The sequence below is a fragment of the Massilia phyllostachyos genome (genome assembly GCF_021044825.1).
GTDB classification, from domain to species: domain Bacteria; phylum Pseudomonadota; class Gammaproteobacteria; order Burkholderiales; family Burkholderiaceae_D; genus Telluria; species Telluria phyllostachyos.
Genome location: NZ_JAJNOC010000006.1, coordinates 254,115 through 272,967 on the forward strand (window position 1 = coordinate 254,115; position 18,853 = coordinate 272,967).

The 18,853-nt window shown below is 67.2% G+C and carries 16 protein-coding genes; 8 read left to right on the forward strand and 8 right to left on the reverse strand.

Features of this window, described 5'->3' with window-relative positions:
- Window positions 1-145 precede the first annotated feature (145 nt).
- Window positions 146-3,892 (forward strand): methionine synthase, encoded by a 3,747-nt coding sequence (gene metH / locus LQ564_RS18450; protein WP_231059638.1) that lies wholly within the window; start codon window positions 146-148, stop codon window positions 3,890-3,892.
- Window positions 3,893-3,925: 33 nt separating this feature from the next.
- Here metH and LQ564_RS18455 read toward each other — a convergent pair whose 3' ends face one another.
- From LQ564_RS18455 to rsmB, 8 genes are all read right to left on the reverse strand, one after another.
- Entirely contained in the window at window positions 3,926-5,203 is a 1,278-nt protein-coding gene (locus tag LQ564_RS18455) for an EAL and HDOD domain-containing protein (RefSeq protein ID WP_231059578.1), read from the reverse strand.
- 112 nt (window positions 5,204-5,315) lie between these two features.
- Window positions 5,316-6,080 carry a class II glutamine amidotransferase gene (locus tag LQ564_RS18460; protein WP_231059579.1) on the reverse strand — a complete coding sequence of 255 codons (765 nt, stop codon included), beginning with the start codon at window positions 6,078-6,080 and terminating at the stop codon, window positions 5,316-5,318.
- Between the two features lie 80 nt (window positions 6,081-6,160).
- A complete protein-coding gene (locus tag LQ564_RS18465; protein WP_027865841.1) occupies window positions 6,161-6,418 on the reverse strand; it encodes a BTH_I0359 family protein in 258 nt (85 codons plus the stop codon).
- A 135-nt stretch (window positions 6,419-6,553) separates the two neighbouring features.
- Window positions 6,554-6,940, reverse strand: a complete 387-nt coding sequence (locus tag LQ564_RS18470) for a P-loop NTPase family protein (protein WP_231059580.1) — start codon at window positions 6,938-6,940, stop codon at window positions 6,554-6,556.
- Window positions 6,941-7,684: a response regulator gene (locus tag LQ564_RS18475; protein WP_231059581.1), complete on the reverse strand. Its 744-nt coding sequence runs from the start codon at window positions 7,682-7,684 to the stop codon at window positions 6,941-6,943.
- 90 nt (window positions 7,685-7,774) lie between these two features.
- Window positions 7,775-10,075: a sensor histidine kinase gene (locus LQ564_RS18480; RefSeq protein WP_231059582.1), complete on the reverse strand. Its 2,301-nt coding sequence runs from the start codon at window positions 10,073-10,075 to the stop codon at window positions 7,775-7,777.
- On the reverse strand, window positions 10,065-10,640 hold the full coding sequence (locus LQ564_RS18485; RefSeq protein ID WP_231059583.1) for a DUF4390 domain-containing protein: 576 nt from the start codon (window positions 10,638-10,640) through the stop codon (window positions 10,065-10,067). Before LQ564_RS18485 ends, LQ564_RS18480 begins: the two co-directional genes overlap by 11 nt.
- 42 nt (window positions 10,641-10,682) lie before the next feature.
- A complete protein-coding gene (gene rsmB / locus LQ564_RS18490) occupies window positions 10,683-12,287 on the reverse strand; it encodes a 16S rRNA (cytosine(967)-C(5))-methyltransferase RsmB (protein ID WP_231059584.1) in 1,605 nt (534 codons plus the stop codon).
- Window positions 12,288-12,477: 190 nt separating this feature from the next.
- Between rsmB and argS the strand changes: the two genes are divergently transcribed.
- The 7 genes from argS to LQ564_RS18525 are packed head-to-tail and all read left to right on the forward strand — an operon-like array spanning window position 12,478 to window position 18,599.
- The gene (gene argS, locus LQ564_RS18495) at window positions 12,478-14,217 is read left to right on the forward strand and encodes an arginine--tRNA ligase (RefSeq protein ID WP_231059585.1); all 1,740 of its coding nucleotides are present in this window, start codon (window positions 12,478-12,480) and stop codon (window positions 14,215-14,217) included.
- A gap of 8 nt (window positions 14,218-14,225) precedes the next feature.
- Complete coding sequence (locus LQ564_RS18500) at window positions 14,226-14,900, forward strand: SPOR domain-containing protein (protein ID WP_231059586.1); 675 nt, start codon at window positions 14,226-14,228, stop codon at window positions 14,898-14,900.
- An 8-nt stretch (window positions 14,901-14,908) separates the two neighbouring features.
- Complete coding sequence (locus tag LQ564_RS18505; RefSeq protein ID WP_231059587.1) at window positions 14,909-15,574, forward strand: thiol:disulfide interchange protein DsbA/DsbL; 666 nt, start codon at window positions 14,909-14,911, stop codon at window positions 15,572-15,574.
- Window positions 15,571-16,374, forward strand: coding sequence for an SDR family oxidoreductase (locus tag LQ564_RS18510; RefSeq protein ID WP_231059588.1), 804 nt, complete (start codon window positions 15,571-15,573; stop codon window positions 16,372-16,374). The genes LQ564_RS18505 and LQ564_RS18510 overlap by 4 nt, the downstream gene beginning before the upstream one ends.
- Window positions 16,371-17,135 (forward strand): biotin--[acetyl-CoA-carboxylase] ligase, encoded by a 765-nt coding sequence (locus tag LQ564_RS18515; RefSeq protein ID WP_231059589.1) that lies wholly within the window; start codon window positions 16,371-16,373, stop codon window positions 17,133-17,135. Before LQ564_RS18510 ends, LQ564_RS18515 begins: the two co-directional genes overlap by 4 nt.
- On the forward strand, window positions 17,132-17,860 hold the full coding sequence (locus LQ564_RS18520) for a type III pantothenate kinase (protein ID WP_231059590.1): 729 nt from the start codon (window positions 17,132-17,134) through the stop codon (window positions 17,858-17,860). The genes LQ564_RS18515 and LQ564_RS18520 overlap by 4 nt, the downstream gene beginning before the upstream one ends.
- A 28-nt stretch (window positions 17,861-17,888) precedes the next feature.
- Window positions 17,889-18,599 carry an SPOR domain-containing protein gene (locus LQ564_RS18525; RefSeq protein WP_231059591.1) on the forward strand — a complete coding sequence of 237 codons (711 nt, stop codon included), beginning with the start codon at window positions 17,889-17,891 and terminating at the stop codon, window positions 18,597-18,599.
- The last annotated feature ends 254 nt before the right edge of the window (window positions 18,600-18,853 follow it).

Below are 18,853 nucleotides of genomic sequence, written 5' to 3' on the forward strand. Positions count from 1 at the left end.
CAAAACCGCATTTCCGCCTCATCCAGAGGAAGGCGGCGTCATGACGTATAATTTCAGGTCGTCCAGCCAACACGGCCCGCCGTTTCCACACCCTGCCGGTATCGAGAACACCATCATGAACGCCCGCCACCCAAACATTTCCCCGATGTCCAAGGTAGAACATCAGCTGCGCGGTATCCTGAAGCGCCGCATCATGATCCTGGATGGCGCGATGGGCACCATCATCCAGCAGTACAAGCTCGACGAAGCGGCCTACCGCGGCGAGCGCTTTGCAAGCTTCGTCCCGCCCGAAGGCGCGGCCCAGCGCGAGCTGTTCGTGAAAGGGAATAACGAACTGCTCACCCTCACCCAGCCGCAGATCATCCAGGAGATCCACGAACGCTACCTGGCCGCCGGCGCCGACCTGATCGAGACCAATACCTTCGGCGCCACCGGCGTGGCCCAGGACGATTACCACATGGCGCATCTCGCCTACGAGATGAACGTGGAAGCGGCGAAGCTCGCGCGCGCCGCCTGCGACAAATACAGTACGCCGGACAAGCCGCGCTTCGTCGCCGGCGCCCTCGGACCGACCCCGAAGACCGCGTCGATTTCGCCGGACGTGAACGACCCCGCCGCGCGCAACGTGACCTTCGACCAGCTGGTCGCGTCCTACCACGAGCAGGTGCGCGGCCTGGTGGCGGGCGGCGCCGACGTGCTGCTGGTCGAGACCATCTTCGACACCCTGAACTGCAAGGCCGCGCTGTTCGCGATCGACCTGTATTTCGAGGAAAACCCGGACACCCCGCGCCTGCCGCTGATGATCTCGGGCACCGTCACCGACGCCTCGGGCCGCATCCTGTCGGGCCAGACCGTGCCCGCCTTCTGGAATTCGGTGCGCCATGCGAAGCCGCTGACCATCGGCCTGAATTGCGCGCTCGGCGCCGCGCTGATGCGCCCCTATGCCGAGGAACTCTCGCGCATCGCCGACACTTATGTGTGCATCTACCCGAACGCCGGCCTGCCCAATCCGATGAGCGACACCGGCTTCGACGAGCTGCCCGCCGACACCTCGGCCCTGCTGCGCGAGTTCGCCGACGCCGGCTTCGTCAACATCGCAGGCGGCTGCTGCGGCACCACGCCCGACCACATCGCGGCCATTGCGAAGATCCTGGAAACCCAGGCGCCGCGCGAAGTCCCCGAGATCCCGGTCGCGATGCGCCTGTCGGGCCTCGAGCCCTTCACGGTCGACGACGAGTCGCTGTTCGTGAACGTCGGCGAACGCACCAACGTCACCGGATCGAAAGCCTTCGCGCGCATGATCCTGAACGAGCAGTTCGACGAGGCGCTGTCGGTGGCGCGCCAGCAGGTCGAGAACGGCGCCCAGGTCATCGACATCAATATGGACGAGGCGATGCTCGACTCGCAGGCGGCGATGACGCGCTTCCTGAACCTGATCGCTTCCGAACCCGACATCTCGCGCGTGCCGATCATGATCGACTCCTCCAAATGGAGCGTGATCGAGGCGGGCCTGAAGTGCGTGCAGGGCAAGGCCATCGTCAACTCGATCTCGCTGAAGGAAGGCGAAGAGGAATTCCTGCGCCAGGCGAAGCTGTGCCGCCGCTACGGCGCCGCCGTCATCGTGATGGCCTTCGACGAAACCGGCCAGGCCGACACCTTCGCGCGCAAGGTCGAGATCTGCAAGCGTGCCTACAAGGTCTTGACCGAGCAAGTGGGCTTCCCGCCGGAAGACATCATCTTCGACCCGAACATCTTCGCGATCGCCACCGGCATCGAAGAGCACAACAACTACGCCAACGACTTCATCGAAGCGACCGCCTGGATCCGCCAGAACCTGCCGCATGCGAAGGTCTCGGGCGGCGTCTCGAACGTGTCGTTCAGCTTCCGCGGCAACGACCCGGCGCGCGAGGCGATCCACACGGTCTTCCTCTACCACGCGATCAAGGCCGGCATGACCATGGGGATCGTCAACGCCGGCATGGTCGGCGTCTACGACGACCTGCCCGCGGAGCTGCGCGAGCGCGTCGAAGACGTGGTCCTGAATCGCCGCGAGGACGCGACCGAGCGCATGATCGAATTCGCCGGGACGCTGAAAGCCGGCGGCGGCAAGCAGGAACAGAACCTGGAATGGCGCAACGCCCCGGTCGAGAAGCGCCTGGCGCACGCGCTGGTGCACGGCATCACGCAGTGGATCGTCGAGGACACCGAAGAGATGCGCCAGCAGGTGCTGAACGCGAACGGCCGCCCGATCCACGTGATCGAAGGCCCGCTGATGGACGGCATGAACATCGTCGGCGACCTGTTCGGGCAGGGCAAGATGTTCCTGCCGCAGGTGGTGAAATCGGCGCGCGTGATGAAGCAGGCCGTGGCCCACCTGGTGCCCTTCATCGAAGAAGAGAAGGCGCTGGAAGAGCAGCGTACAGGCATCGTCTCCAAGCCGAAGGGCAAGATGGTGATCGCGACCGTGAAGGGCGACGTGCACGACATCGGCAAGAACATCGTCTCGGTGGTCCTGCAATGTAATAACTTCGAGATCGTGAACATGGGCGTGATGGTGCCCTGCTCCGACATCCTGGCGAAAGCCAAGGAAGAAGAAGCCGACATCGTGGGCCTCTCCGGCCTGATCACGCCCTCGCTGGAAGAGATGGCCCACGTGGCGCGCGAGATGCAGCGCGACCCCTACTTCCGCGAAAAGAAGATTCCGCTGCTGATCGGCGGCGCCACCACCAGCCGCGCGCACACGGCCGTGAAGATCGCGCCGCACTACGACGGCCCGGTGGTCTACGTGCCGGACGCCTCGCGCTCGGTGTCGGTGGGCCAGTCACTGCTAACCGACGAGACGCGCGACGCCTACATCATCGAACTGGCCCAGGACTACGAACGCATCCGCATCCAGCACGCCGGCAAGAAGGCGCTGCCGATGGTCACCCTCGAACAGGCGCGCGCCAACAAGGCGAAACTGGACTATGCGCCGGCGAAGCCGAAGTTCATCGGCCGCCGCGTCTTCAAGAACGTCGACCTGGGCCTGCTTGCGCGCTACATCGACTGGGGTCCGTTCTTCCAGACCTGGGACCTGGCCGGCCCCTACCCCGCCATCCTCACCGACGAGGTGGTCGGCGAAGCCGCGACCCGCGTATTCGCGGAAGGCCAGGCCATGCTCAAGAAGATCATCGAAGGCCGCTGGCTCACCGCCAACGGCGCGATCGCGCTGCTGCCGGCGAACAGCGTCAACGACGACGACATCGAGATCTACACGGACGAATCGCGCCAGGACGTGGCCTTCACCTGGTACGGCCTGCGCCAGCAGGGCGTGAAGCCGGTGATCGACGGCGTGCAGCGTCCGAACCAGTGCCTGTCCGATTTCGTGGCGCCGAAGGAATCCGGCATTGCGGATTACATCGGCATGTTCGCGGTCACCTCGGGCCTCGGCATCGAGAAGCACGAGCAGCGTTTCGAAGCGGCGCACGACGACTATTCGTCGATCATGCTCAAGGCCCTGGCGGACCGCCTGGCCGAAGCCTTTGCCGAGTACCTGCACGAGCGCGTGCGTACCGATCTGTGGGGCTATGCCAGCAACGAGGATCTGTCGAACGAGGCGCTGATCGGTGAGCAGTACGTGGGCATCCGCCCGGCGCCGGGCTATCCGGCCTGCCCGGAGCATACCGTGAAGGCGGAGCTGTTCCGCACGCTGCAGGCCGAGGAAATCGGCATGGAGCTGACCGAGTCGTATGCGATGTTCCCGGGGGCGGCGGTGTCGGGCTTCTACTTCGCGCACCCGGAGTCGAAGTACTTCGTGGTCGGGAAGATCGGCGACGATCAGGTCGTGGACATGGCCGCGCGCCGCGGGATGGACAAGTCCGAGTTGGAACGCCACCTCGCCCCGAATTTGTAGGGTGGCACGTGGGCGGCATGGCCGCCCACCCGGTCAAATCGCGTAACGAACGACCTTGTCGCTCCACTCGAACGCCGACACTTCCAGCTCGGCGAGATCGTCGCCATTCATCGACAGTTCGTTCAGCGCCGGCATCACCTCGTCCTGGGCGTCTTCCATGCGCTCGATCGATTCGGCCAGGCGCAGCAGCTCGCCGAAGAAGCCGCGGCGCACCAGGAGCGCGTGGCGCACCTCGTCGATCACCGGGATCTGCTCCACGATGTCCTGCATCGGGATGCAGAACAGTGTATCCATCAGCGACATCATGCCGACCGTGAAGGCGACGTCGGCGACGTTGCGCTGCCCGGGACGCAGGCGCTGGGCCAGCAGCTCCATCAGCCGCGCACGCGTGGTCGCCAGCATCAGCAAGGGGCTGAGGTTGTGCCCGCGCACACCGGGTTCGGCATACAGCAGGATCTGCAGCCAGCGCTGCAGCTGGCGGCGGCCCAGCAGCACCAGCGCCTGGCTGACGGACTCGATGCGGCGCCCCGCCCCGGCGGCCGGCGTGTTCACCAGGCGCAGCAGGTTCAGGCCGAGCGTGATGTCCTTCTTCACCGCGCGCTCGATCTCGATGTTGTCGGCGTCCGAGGTCACCAGGTTCATCAGGTCCAGCACCGCCGCCTGCGAGGGCGACAGCTTGCGTCCGGCGATGACGGTGGGTTTCGCGAAATAATAGCCCTGGAAGTAATCGAAGCCGATGTCTAGGCAGGTGCGGTATTCGCTGTGGGTCTCGACCTTCTCGGCCACCAGCCGTTTTCCCGTGCCGCGCAGGCGCGGGGCCAGCGACAGCAGGGTCACGACCGGCAATTCGCGCAGGTCCATCTTGACGAAGTCGATCACCGGCAGCAGGCGCGCCAGCGCGTTGCCGTGGGCCGAGGCCTCGGCGGCGAAGCGGAAACCGTGGCGCGACAGCTCGGTCATGCGGGCGATGACGGCATCGCTCGGCTCGACCGAGCGCACGATCTCGAGCACGGTGCGCTCGCGCGGCAGGAAGGCGAACATATCGCTCTTCAAGACTTCTTCGTCGACGTTCAGGAAGGCGGTGGCGTCGCCGATCGCGCGCGCCAGGCCCAGTTGCGAAGCGTGGTGGATGACGCCGGCGCTGGCCGACAGGCCCGATTCGATCTCGGCCGGGCCCTGGGCGCTGCCGCGGAACAGCAGTTCGTAACCGTACAGCGCCTGGTTACGGTCGAGCACCGGCTGGCGTCCGAGGTAGAAGTTGCGCAGTTTTAGTGGCTGGGAAGCCTGGTCGAGGCTGGCGGAATCGGTCATGGCGTGTGAATTGTCTCGCGAACCCGCTCACTTTACCGTATCTGCCGCCTTCATGGCTTTCCAGGCATCAATTTATTGGTGAAACGATAACAATCTGCTACGAAGCACCGTTTTACTGTGGCAGCCCATCCACGAATACCTTGAGTTCGCCCGGCGCGAACTCGGTCCAGGTTTCGTTATTCGTCAGCGGTTCGGTGACGATGATGGCGACCCGGTCGTTCGGCGTGGTCACCTGCGAGAAGTCGACCGACAGGTCTTCGTCGGACAGGCAGGCGGCGGTAAAAGGATACTGGCGCACGATGTAGCACAGCTTGGTCGAGCAGTGCGTGAACAGCGCCGTGCCGTCCGACAGCAGCATGTTGAAGGTGCCGTGGGCGGCGACCTGCGGCACCAGGCGTTCGAGCGCGGTGCGCAAGTCGTCGATGGCCGGCGAAGTATCGCCGAAGGTGTTGCGCAGCTCCTGCATCAGCCAGCAGAAGGCCAGCTCGCTGTCGGTGTTTCCGACCGGGCGGAACGGGCCGTGCAGCACGGGTTCGAAATCCTTCAGGTCGCCGTTGTGGGCGAACACCCAATAGCGGCCCCACAGTTCGCGCACGAACGGGTGGCAGTTCTCGAGCGCGACTTGTCCCTGCGTGGCCTTGCGGATGTGGGCGATGACGTTGGTGGACTTGATCGGGTAGCGCTTGATCAGCTCCGCGATCGGCGAATCGATGGCGGCCTGGTGGTCGACGAAGTGGCGTACGCCGGACCCTTCGAAGAATGCGATGCCCCAGCCGTCATGGTGGGTGTCGGTGCGGCCGCCGCGGTGGGCGAAGCCGGTGAACGAGAAGACGATGTCCGTGGGGACGTTGCAGTTCATTCCGAGAAGTTGGCACATGCGCGAGAGCTTACCACGCCAGAGGTGCCGACGTCGCGACCACTACCCCCTCGAAACGGGCAATGGCGCTTCCGGATGAATCAGTGCAGCACGACCGGCTGGCTCATCAGCGTGTCATAGGAACCGAGGAAATCGTCGATTTCTTCCATGGTCGGCTCGCTGGCGATGAGGTTGTTCACATCGCGGCGGAAGGATTGCGCCAGTTTGCCGCCGATGAACGCTTCGCGCCGGCCGGCCTTGTCGACGATCTCGTACCCGCCGAAGCGCAGGGCTTCGAGGTCGCGATCCACGCCGAATTCGACGACGCTGTACTGCTCGCTGTTATAGATCATGTTCATGATGACTCCTTCGATCAGAGTGGGTTGTTCGCCAGGCGCTCGGCGCGGGCGCCTGGCTGATCACTTCGGTAAAGAGGTGGGGCTGGCTGGACCGATTTCAAGGCCGTTCGCTTGCAGACCGAACAACGAAGGACATCAAGCGCGGACCACGGATTCCAGTGCCAACAGCTGATCGTATGGCGCTTCCTGCAGCCACGATCGCAACTGATCAAGGTGTTCTCCGCTCGCCATGCCGATGAAGAGACGTTCGGGCTGTTGGCGCAGCAGACGATTTAATGTTACACGCAAAACCAGGCTGCCGGCGCAGCACGGACACCCGGCTGCGAGTCGGACAAGTCTTACGGAAGGCCTTGCATCGAGGGGCGAGCTGCCGGAGGGCAGCCCTTCGAGGATGACCGCGCTGAAGGCGGCATCAGGAGGCGGAGGAAGTGCGGCAAGCTGCGCGGCGATGGCCGCTTCGCGCGCCGCCGCGCTCGCACCCGTGACCAGGGTGGTCGGCAGGCGCGAGCCAGGTAAAGCCAATCAGCCGCCTTTCTTGGCGAGCTTGCCCGGCTCCACGCCGAGCTGCTTGAGCTTGCGGTACAGGTGGGTGCGCTCGAGGCCGGTCTTCTCGGCCACGCGCGTCATGCTGCCGCCTTCGCGGCCCAGGTGGTGCTCGAAGTACATGCGCTCGAAGGCGTCGCGCGCCTCGCGCAGCGGCAGGTCGAAGGACAGCGTGTAGCCGGTGCCCTCGCCCTGCGAGATCGCATGTACCAGGCGCGCGCCGTTGGGCGCCAGCGGCGCGGCTTGCGGCGTGTACATCGGCGCCGGCGCAGCCGCGCTGGCGGCTTCCATCGCCGGCATGGTGGTGTTCTGGACCACGGCCGGGCGCGGCGGCGCCAGCGGCGCGCGCGCCACTTCCTGGGCGCGGGTCAGGCCCTGCTGCACCGCTTTCAGCAGCTTCTGCAGGGCGATCGGTTTTTCCAGGAAGTTCAGGGCGCCGATGCGGGTCGCCTCGACCGCCGTATCGATGGTCGCGTGTCCGGACATCATGATGACCGGCATGGTGAGCAGGCCGTCGCGCTGCCATTCCTTGAGCAGGGTGACGCCGTCGGTGTCGGGCATCCAGATGTCGAGCAGCACCAGGTCGGGCGCGCCTGCTGCGCGCGCCTCGCGCGCCTGCTGCGCGTTCTCCGCCAGCGTGATGGCATGGCCTTCGTCGCCAAGGATTTCCGAGAGTAACTCCCGGATGCCCATTTCATCGTCCACTACGAGTATGTTCGCCATCTGTCTGCCTTCCTGATCTCTTACCCGCTTGGTGAATGCCGTTGCGCCAAGGCAGACGGCATCACTGTTTAGTGAGATTTTATGCGTGTTTTATATTTCAGCCAAGTTCGCCTCGGGAGCTAACTTTAACAGCAAAATGAATACCGCCGCGCCACATCCGTCCGCCCGGTTGCCGATGTCGATCCGGCCGCCGTGTTCGTCGATGATCTTCTTGACCATCGGCAGCCCCAGGCCGGTGCCGCGCGCCTTGGACGTGACGTAAGGCTCGAAGGCGCGCGCCAGGATGCGCGGCGAAAAGCCGGGGCCGTTGTCGGTGATCGCCAGGCGCACCGCGGTGCCGGCGGCGCCGTCCGCGCCCTCGTAATGGATCGCCTCCGTCACCACGTCGACCCGCGCCGGCGGCGCGCCCGGGCCGCGGTCGGCCAGCGCATCCTGGGCGTTCTGCACCAGGTTGTGGATCACCTGGCGCAGCTGGGTCGGGTCGCCCATCACCTGCGGCAGGCTCGGCGCCAGCGCGGCGTGGATCACGTCCGAGCCGTCCTCGGCCAGGTAAAGCTGGAGGATCTCGTCGATCAGGCCGTTCAGGTCGAGCGGCTCGAGCACCGCCGGCGGCGTGCGCGCGTAGTCGCGGAAGTCGTCGACCATGCGCTTCATGGCGTCGACCTGGTTGACGATGGTGGTCGTGCTCTTCTTCAGCAGTTCCGCTTCCTGCGGCGGCAGGCTCGATTCGAGCTTCATCTGCAGGCGCTCGGCCGACAGCTGGATCGGGGTCAGCGGGTTCTTGATCTCGTGGGCCAGCCGGCGCGCGACCTCGCCCCAGGCCACCGAGCGCTGGCCCGCGATCACGTCCGAGATATCGTCGAACACCACGATGAAGCCGCTGCTCGACCCGACCGGCAGGCGCGAGCCGCGCGCCAGCAGGGTGATGTCGTGGTCCTGCTCGTCGCCCGTGCCGCGGCGCGGGATCTCGATCTGCTGCTGCCAGTGGGCGCGGCGCCGCCGGTCGCCGTTCGGCGGCGCGGCGGCCGACTGCGCGCTCTGCGCCGAGATCGCGCGCGTGACGCAGTTATAGAAGGTTTCCAGCCCGGCGATGCTGGCCAGCGGCCCGGCCAGCGCGCCCGGCTCGACCTGCAGGATGCGATACGCCGCGTCGTTCGAGTTCACCACCCGCCCTTCCGCGTCGAGCACGATCACGCCCGCCGACATGTTGGCCAGCACCGACTCCAGGTGGGCCTTGGCGTTCTGCAGCGCGGCGCGGTTGCGCTCGACCGCGCTCCTCGCTTCGAACAGCTGGCCGGTCATGGCGTTGAAGGAGCGCGTGAGCGTGCCCAGTTCGTCGTTGGTCTCGACCGTCGGCCGCGGCGACAGATCGCCTTCGGCCACCGCCTGCGTGCCCTCGGCCAGCACCAGCAGCGGCTGCGCCAGGTTGCCGGCGATGAGGAAGGCGCTGCCGATGGCGCCGAAGATCGCCAGCAGCAGGGTCAAGGTCAGCGTCTCGATGTACATCTTCTTCAGGCCGGACCTGGCCTGGGCGCGCGAACGGTATTCGTCGGAAGCGCTCCTGAGCACCACCGCGTTCGAGGCCAGGTTCACCGGCACCGCCTGCAGCAGCTGCAGGTAGCGCGGCTCCAGGCCGGTCGGCTCGGGCACCGGCAGCACCACCCGCAGGCGCAGGCCGGTGGCGGCGTCGAGCGCGTTCGGCCCATTGGCCACGCCTTCGCTGCTGCCCTCGGGACGCGCATAGCCGCCCGGCAGCGCGGCGGACTTCAGCATCTCGGGCGTGGGTCGATCTGGCTCCAAATTGGCGTTGCGGTCCTGGGCGCTGGAGGCGAGCACGGTGCCGTCGGCGGCGACCAGCATCACGCTCTGCATGCCGCGCACGTCGTTGGTCAGCCCGCTCAGCACGCCCTGCACCATCACCGCGTCCTGGCCGGCCAGGGTGGCGGCCGCGGTCTGGCCGGTGGCGCTCAGTTCGGCGACCGCCTCGTCCAGCGCGGCGCGCCCGAGGTTCAGGCCGGACTCGATCGCGGCCTCGATCTTGACGTCGAACCAGGATTCGATCGAGTGCCCGACGAAGCGCACCGAGACCATGAAGATGATCAGGCCGGGCAGGATGCCGATGGCGGCGAACAGCAGCACCAGCCGCGCCACTAGGCGCGAGCCGAACTTGCCGGCCTTGTAGCGCGAATACAGGCGCCCCAGCGCGATGACCACCAGCAGCAGCAGCAGCCCCGCCATGCCGGCGTTCACGCCCAGCAGCCAAGTGTAGTAACGGTCGAAGAAACCCGAATTCTCGGAAGCGGTCGAGAGCAGGAACAGCAGGATCGAGACGATCGCGCCCACCACCACCAGGGAGTAGCGCAGCGCCCGGTTGATCGACCTAACCCGCACTTGGCCCCGCTTTGTAGGTGAAGGTCTTGCGGTTGGAAGCGAGGCGCCAGCTGGAATCGTTGATGGCGTTCACCTGCAGCGGCTTGGACAGGAAATCGCGGTCCATGAACATGCGGATCGAGACCTCGTAGGACTCGCCCGCCTTGAGCGCGCCCTTGGGCGCGATCAGCCAGCGCGCGGGGCGCCGGATCAGCGACAGGGCTTCGTCCAGCGTCGGGAAACTCTGGGGCACGGTGCCCCCGCTCGACACATTGTACTGGCGGGTCAATACGTCGTAGGAGATGCTGATGGTGCGCTTCGAGAACACCGCCTTTTCGTCGCGCCACCACCAGCGCGGGCGCGTCATCTCGATCTCGGTGGTGAAGTGCAGCTTGATGCCGTTCTGGACCGCCTCCTGCAGCTCGTGGTTGAGGTCGAACGAGAAGCGGGTGTTGAGCCGGTAGCCGTCGTCGCTGAGCTGGATGTCGGCCTGCGTGATGTCGACCCCGTCGGCCGCCCGTGCCTGCGCGCACGCGAAGACCAGCAGCAGCTGGCAGGCGAGTAGGCAGAAGAATCGTAACGTCACGGGTGGGCGGGGCCTTGGGTTAAACGTGATGCCGGGAAGGCATCACGCCGCGTTTTTCTGGAACAGGGCGTAGAACAAGCCGTCATGATCCTGCGCGGCACCGCTGGCTGGCAGCAGCTGGCCCGGCGCGTCGAGGCGGATCGCATGATGGCGCGCCGCGAAAGCGGCGGCCTGCGCCTCCGATTCCTGGGGCCAGAGCGAACATGTCACGAACAGCAATTTACCATTTGGCAGCAGCATCTGCCAAAGATTGTCGAGTATTTTCGTGGAAAGTGTTGCAAGTTGGAGCGTATCGGACTTGCGGCGCAGCCAGCGGATATCCGGGTGGCGGCGCACGATGCCGGAGGCCGTGCACGGCACGTCGGCCAGGATACGGTCGTATTGACGGCCGTCCCACCAGCCATTGTCCTGGGCCTCGGCCGCGATCAGGGTGGCTTGCAGGCCGAGGCGGCCCAGGTTGTCGCCCACCCGCGCCAGGCGCTGGGCGTCGGCGTCGACCGAGGTCAGCTCGACGTCGGCCATCTCGAGGATGTGGCCGCTCTTGCCGCCCGGGGCGGCGCAGGCGTCCAGCACCCGCATGCCATCCTGCAGGTCGAGCAGCGGCGCGGCCAGCTGGGCGCCGGCGTCCTGCACCGACACCACGCCGTCGTGGAAGCCCGGCACCTGGCTGACGTTCACGGCCTGGGCCAGGCGCACCGCGCTCGGGCCCACGCGGCTGGCCTCGATGCCGGCCTGCGCCAGCGTTGCCAGATAGGCGTCGACCTCGAGGCGGCGGCGGTTCACACGCAAGGTCATGGGCGGGTGCGCGTTGCCGGCCGCGAGGATGGCTTCCCAGTGCTGCGGGTAAGCGGTGCGGGTGCTGTCGATCCACCATTGCGGATAGTTCCAGCGCGCCAGCGGCTCGCGCAGCGCCTGCGCCACCAGCGCCTCGCGCTCGCGCAGGAAGCGGCGCAGCACCGCGTTCACCATCGCCTTGGCGTGGGCGAAGTCGGGATGGCTGGCGGCGGCGTTCACGGCCTGGTCGACCACGGTAAAGGCTTCGTAGGGCGGCTGGGTGCCTTCCGGCGGATCGAGCAGGGCCAGCGCGGCCGACAAGAGGCCCGCCAGCATCGGCGGTTCGGGCGCCTTGGACGTCATCAGGCCCAGCAGGATGTCGCTGCGGCCCAGCTGGCGCATGGTGCGGTAGGCGATGTCCTGGATCGCGCCGCGCGCCTGCGGGGTGACGTCGTAGCTTGTGAACACGGCGGCCAGCGCCTGCGGCAGCGCGGTCCCGGCGCGCACGCGCGCCACGGCGTTCGCCGCGCCCAGCAGGCTCAGTGCCAGCGAATCGGACTTCAGGTCGGGACGGTAGTCGCGCTGCGGGGCGACCTTGACCTGGTGGCTGTCGCGCAGGCGCGGGGCTTCCGGTTTGTACGGCGCGCGGCGCGGCGCATCTCCTTCAGTCTGCGCGCGGCGCGCCCTGGCGTCGACCGCGGCCTCGCGCTCCGCCGACGGGCGGTAGACCGGCTTGGCGGCCGGAGCTGGCGCCGGCTTGGCAGGCGCGGTGCTTCCTGTGCGGGCGCCGGCTGGCCGCCCGCCTTCCGTCGTGGTGGAACGCGCCGGCTTGGCTTTCGGTTTCAGGGTGAGCGTCGGGCGCTTGTCGGTCATGGCAGGGTCGCTACAGGTGCAAAAAAGGCCCTCATTGTAACGGTATCGGCTTTGGCGCCGCTTAAACAAACGTAAACCCGCGGACGTCAAGGCCTGCTCCAGGGAACATGTTTCCGTACCTCGGCAAACCAGTATAATGGTCGCTGTTTGCCTGCCCGCGGGCGCCCTCTTTTATCAGACCGACATCCTCATGCTTGCCCAACAAAAACAAGAAATCGTTGCCCTGTTCCAGGCCGCCCTCGCGCCGATCGTCGCCGGCACCGATTTGACTCCCAACATCGTGCTGGAGCGCCCGCGCGACCCCAGCCACGGCGACATCGCCTGCAACATCGCCATGCAGCTGGCCAAGCCCCTGAAAACCAATCCGCGCGAACTGGCCACCCGCCTGGTCGCCGCCCTGCTGGCCGAACCCGGCGCGCTAGGCCTGGTCGAGTCGGCCGACGTGGCCGGCCCCGGCTTCATCAACCTGCGCGTGGCCGCGAGCGCCAAGCAGTCGGTGGTGCGCACCGTGCTCGAGCAGGGTCCGGCATTCGGCCGCGGCGTCTCCGGCCAGGGCCACCATGCGATCATCGAATTCGTCTCGGCCAACCCGACCGGCCCGCTGCACGTCGGCCACGGCCGCCAGGCCGCGCTGGGCGATGCGCTGTCTTCCCTGTTCGAGTCGCAGGGCCATCAGGTGACCCGCGAGTTCTACTACAACGACGCCGGTGTGCAGATCGCCACCCTGGCGACCTCGGTCCAGGCGCGCGCGCGCGGCTTCAAGCCGGGCGACGCCGAGTGGCCCGAATCCGCCTACAACGGCGACTACATCGCCGAGATCGCGGCCGACTTCCTGGCGAAGAAAACCGTCTCGGCCAGCGACGGCGAACCGGCCACCGGCTCGGGCGACGTCGAGGACATCGAATCGATCCGCCGCTTCGCCGTGACCTACCTGCGCAACGAGCAGGACCAGGACCTGCAGGCTTTCGGCGTCAAGTTCGACAACTACTACCTCGAGTCCTCGCTGTACGCGGACGGCAAGGTCGAAGCGGCCGTGCAGGCGCTGGTCGATGCCGGCGTCACCTACGAACAGGAAGGCGCGCTGTGGCTCAAGACCACCGACTACGGCGACGACAAGGACCGCGTGATGCGCAAGTCGGACGGCGGCTACACCTATTTCGTGCCGGACGTGGCTTACCACATGCAGAAGTTCCGCCGCGGCTTCGACCAGGCCATCAACATCCAGGGCAGTGACCACCACGGCACCATCGCGCGCGTGCGCGCCGGCCTGCAGGCGGTCAATATTGGTATCCCGCGCGGTTATCCTGATTATGTGCTGCACAAGATGGTCACGGTGATGAAGAACGGCGAAGAGGTCAAGATCTCGAAGCGCGCCGGGTCGTATGTCACCGTGCGCGACCTGATCGAATGGTCGGGCAACGGCGACATCACGCGCGGCCGCGACGCGGTGCGCTTCTTCCTCATCTCGCGCAAAGCCGACACCGAATTCGTGTTCGACGTCGACGTCGCGCTGAAGACCTCGGACGAGAACCCGGTGTATTACGTGCAGTACGCCCACGCGCGCATCTGCTCGGCGCTGGCCAACTGGGGCGGCGACGAATCGCAGCTGGTCGGCGCGGACCTGTCGCTGCTGGACCAACCGCACGAAGCGAGCCTGCTGTCCAAGCTGTCCGCCTTCCCGGAAATGCTGGAGCGCGCCAAGCTCGAACTGAGCCCGCACCACGTCGCCTTCTACCTGCGCGAACTGGCCGGAGAACTGCACAGCTACTACTTCGCGCACAAGTGGCTGCTGGACGATAACGAGCCCCTCAAACTGGCGCGCCTGGCGCTGGCCCTGGCGACCCGCCAGGTGCTGCGCAACGGCCTGGCCCTGATCGGCGTGTCCGCGCCAAGCAAGATGGAACGCGCCCCTACTGAAGCTTCAGAGTAAATCGCAACATGACCACCCTTCGTACTTTCTCTCCGCTGCGCCAGCGCGGCAGCACCCTGACCGGCATCATCATCGGCCTGATCATCGGCCTGGGAATCGCGGTGGTGGTCGCGCTCGTGATCACCAAGGGCCAGTCGCCCTTCACCGACCGCTCCAACAAGATGGGCCGTCCGGCCGACCTGGCGCCGAGCCAGGCCAACGATCCGAACAAGCCGCTGTACGGCAACCGCGACGCCGCGCGCGAGGCGAACCGCGAGATCACCGAACGCGCCAACCGTCCGGCTCCCGCACCAGCACCGGCGCCTGCGCCGGCGCCGGATTCGGATCCACTGGGGCAGGCGATCGCCGGCATGCAGGGTACTGCGCCTGCAGCGGCTCCGGCTCCCGCGGCGGCGGCTGCCCCGGCTCCGGCTGCACCGGTTGCGGCCGCGCCGGCCGGCGCCGACGGCTACATCTACTACCTGCAAGCAGGCGCCTTCCGCGAAATGTCGGACGCCGAGAACACCCGCGCCAAGCTGGCGCTGCTGGGCTTCGAGGCCGCGATCAGCGACCGCAGCACCGACGGCGGCGTCCTGCACCGCGTGCGCGTCGGCCCCTACAACCAGGTCGAAGCCATGAACAAGGCGCGCGCCAAGCTGCTCGACAGCGGCATCGACGTCGCCATCGTTCGCAACCAGCGTTAAGGAAAACCATGCAGCCACTGCGCCGCCTGACCTGTGCCGCCCTCCTCTTTGCCGCCGCCGGCCTGGCTGGCGCGTCCCCGACCGCACCGAAGGAAGGCGCCGATTACCTGGCGCTTTCCGACCCGCAGCCGACCGACAGCGGCAAGAAGATCGAGGTCATCGAGTTCTTCGCCTATTACTGCCCGCACTGCTACGCCTTCGAGCCGAAGCTGGCGGCCTGGGTCAAGAAGCAGGGCGACAGCATCGTGTTCCGCCGCGTGCACGTGCCGCGTGGCGAACAGGTGGCGGCGCAGCAGCGCCTGTTCTTCACGCTCGAGTCGCTCGGCATGCTGGAGCAGTACCACGACAAGGTGTTCAACGCGATGCACGTCGACCACCTGCCGCTGGCGCAGGACGAGCAGGTGTTCGACTGGGCCAGCCGCGCCGGCATCGACCGCGCCAAGTTCATCGACGCCTACCGCTCCTTTGGCGTGCAGGCCAAGGTGCGCCGCGCACAAGCCATGATGGAAGGCTACCGCATCACCCACTGGCCGATGATCGCGGTCGACGGCCGCTTCCTGACGTCTCCCGGCATGGTCAACGAAGCCAACGGCATGAGCGGCGACGCGGCCCTGGGCGGCACCCTCTCGGTGATGGACGCACTGGTCGCGCGGGCGCGGGCCGACAAGAAATGACCCTGACGCCGGGCCGCGCGGACCGGGTGTTCATCACCGGCGCCTCGAGCGGCATCGGCGCGGCCCTGGCGCGCGAATACGCGGCGCGCGGCGCCGTCCTCGGCCTGCTGGCGCGCCGGCGCGACGCGCTGGCCGAACTGGTCGCCACCCTTCCCCATCCCGAGCGGCACCGCATCTACGCGGTCGATGTGCTCGACCGCGAGGCGCTTGGCGCAGCTGCCGCCGACTTCATCGCCGCGCACGGCGGCGCCGACATCGTCATCGCCAGCGCCGGCATCTCGCACGGCACCCTGACCGAGCGTCCTGAAGACCTGCCGGTGTTCGACACCGTGTTCGCCACGAACGTGAACGCCACCGTCTCGACCTTCGCGCCCTTCATCTTCCAGATGAAGGTGCAGGGCACGCCCTGCCGCCTGGTCGGCATCGGCAGCGTGGCGGGCATGCGCGGCATGCGCGGCGCCGGCGCCTACTGCGCCTCGAAAGCGGCCGTGCACAGCTACTGCGAAGCGCTGCGCCTCGAACTGCACGCTTCGAACATCCGGGTGGTGACCATCGCCCCCGGCTACATCGATACCCCCATGACCCGCAACAACCGTTTTCCCATGCCTTTCCTGATGCCGGCCGAACGCTTCGCCGCGCAAGCCTTTGAAGTCATCGCGCGCGGCCGCAGCTTCCGCGTGCTGCCCTGGCAGATGGGCGTCGCCGCCAAGGCACTGCGCCTGCTGCCCAACGTCCTGTTCGATGCCTTGTTCTCGCGCGCGCCCACCAAACGGCGCCGGCAGGCCGGGAGCAAGGCATGAACGCGGACCGCATCGCCGCGCTGTCTGGTGCCGGCGTCGCCGTCGAAGTGGTGGCGCAGACCGGATCGACCAACGCCGATCTGCTCGGCCGCGCGGCATCGCTCCCGGCGCCGGTGCTGCTGGTGGCCGAGCACCAGACCGCCGGACGCGGGCGCGCGGGCCGCAGCTGGCTGTCGTCGAGCGAGAACTCGCTGACCTTTTCCCTCGTCTGGAAGTTCGACGGCGGCCCGCAGGCCCTGCTCGGGCTGCCGCTGGCGGTGGGCGTAATGCTGGGCGACGCGCTCGACCGCCTGGGCGTGCAGGTCCGCCTCAAGTGGCCGAACGACGTGCTCAAGGATGGCGACAAGCTGGCCGGCATCCTGATCGAGACCCAATCGGCGCCGGGCGGCGGCGTCTGGGCCGTGATCGGCATCGGCCTGAACCTGATCATGCCGGACGAGGTCGAGGCCCAGCTGGGCCGCAGCGCCGCCGGCGCGCCCTGGCTGGCGCGCATGGAGCGCGACGTCCTGATGGCGGCCCTGCTCGACGCGCTGGCCGCGGGCCTGCGCCAGTTCGCGCAGCACGGCTTCGGCGCCTTCTGCGTGCGCTGGAACCTGCGCCATGCATGGCAGGGCGAGACCGTCGTCATCCTCGACAACGGCGCGGTGCTGCACGAAGGCCGCGCGGCCGGCGTCGACGACACCGGGCGCCTGCTGCTCGATACCGAGCAAGGCCGCATCACCGTCATGGCGGGCGACGTGTCGCTGCGGGTGAAGGCATGAAGCTGCTCTTGATCGATGCGGGAAACACGCGCATCAAGTGGGCCGTCGTGGGCAGCGACGCCGCGCTCGGCGCATGGGAAGCCGCGGATGGGGCGCCGCACGCGCAGCTCGACGCCATGGCCGCGAGCTGGCGCGCGGCGGGCGTGACGCGGGTCCTGGTCTCGAACGTGGCCGGCCCGGAAGTGCGTGCTCGCATCGCCGCCGCGCTGCCGGACGGGATCGAGGTCGAATGGTTCGCCTCCACGCCCGAACGCGCGGGGCTGCAGAACGGCTACCTCAACCCCGGCCAGCTGGGCTGCGACCGCTTCGCCGCCGCCATCGGCGCGCGCGCGCTGGCGCCCGGCGAAGACGTGATCGTCGCTACCTGCGGCACCGCGACCACGGTCGATGCGGTCACGAAGGACGGCCGCTTCATCGGCGGCATGATCCTGCCCGGCCTGGTCCTGATGGCGACCTCGCTGGCGCGCAATACCGCCCAGCTGCCGCAGGTGCAGCCCGGCTCGGCCCCGCCGCCGGTCTTCGGCGACAACACCGACGACGCGATCGTCTCCGGCATCCTGTCGGCGCAGGCAGGAGCGATCGAGCGCGCCTGCAGCGAACATGGCGCGCGCGCCTGCATCGTCTCGGGCGGCGCCGCGCCATACATCGCCCCTGCCCTCAAGCTCCCGCACCGCGTGGTCGATAATATCGTGCTGGTCGGCCTGCACGCGGCCGCCATTGCATGACGCATTGCATGACCATGGGAGAGCGTTCTTGTTGAAATTTCTATTCTGGGCCCTGCTCGCCGCCAATGCCGCGCTGTTCGCCTACGGCCAGGGCTACCTCGGCAAGGTCGGGGGCGGCGAGCGCGAGCCGCAGCGCCTCAAGACCCAGCTGGCCAGCGAGCGCATGGTGCTCATGAGCGCAGCCGAGGCGCGCGCCGCCGCGGAAACCGCGGAAGCCGAAACTGCACCGGCGGCGCCCGAAGCGCCGCCCGAACCGGCTCCGGTCCCGGTGGCGACCATCGCCTGCACCCAGGCCGGCAGCTTCGCGGCGGGCGACGCACGCCGCTTCGAAAATCGGATCGCGCGCCTCGGCTTCGGCGAACGCCAGTCGCGCATCACCGTGCCTTACCAGGAGATCACCAGCCACCTGGTCTACCTGCCCCCGAACGGCGGCAAGGAAGGCGCCGACAAGCGCGTGGCCGACCTGAAGGAAAAGGGCGTGTCCAACTTCTTCGTGATGCAGGGCGAGGGGCCGATGAAATGGGCGGTCTCGCTGGGCGTGTTCAAGACCGAGGCGGCGGCGCAAAGCTTGATTACCTCCTTGGGCAAGCAGGGCGTACGCGGCGCCCGCGTGCTCCCGCGCGGGCCGCAGACCACGCGTGCGGCGTGGCAGTTCCAGGATCTGACCGAAGAAGAACGCAAGCGCGTCGCCGGCATTGCCGATGATTTCGCAGGCGTGCAGGTGCGAGCCTGTCCGTGAGGATGCTCCGTTCCGCGGCATCATTGAAACGGCTTGGATAATCACCAGATTGATCACTACAGGGCGGGCCGATCGGTACGCGACAGAACTCAAACGAAAGCGATCTTTCCGGTGGATGACGACAACGAAGAGCCTTCCTCGAATACGATTCCTGAACCACCGCCGTGAAGAGAGCGATATCGCTGGCTCGGCTTTCTGATGGTGGCAGCATTTGCAGGCATGGCGCCGGCGCCACCATTGAAGCCACCGCGGGA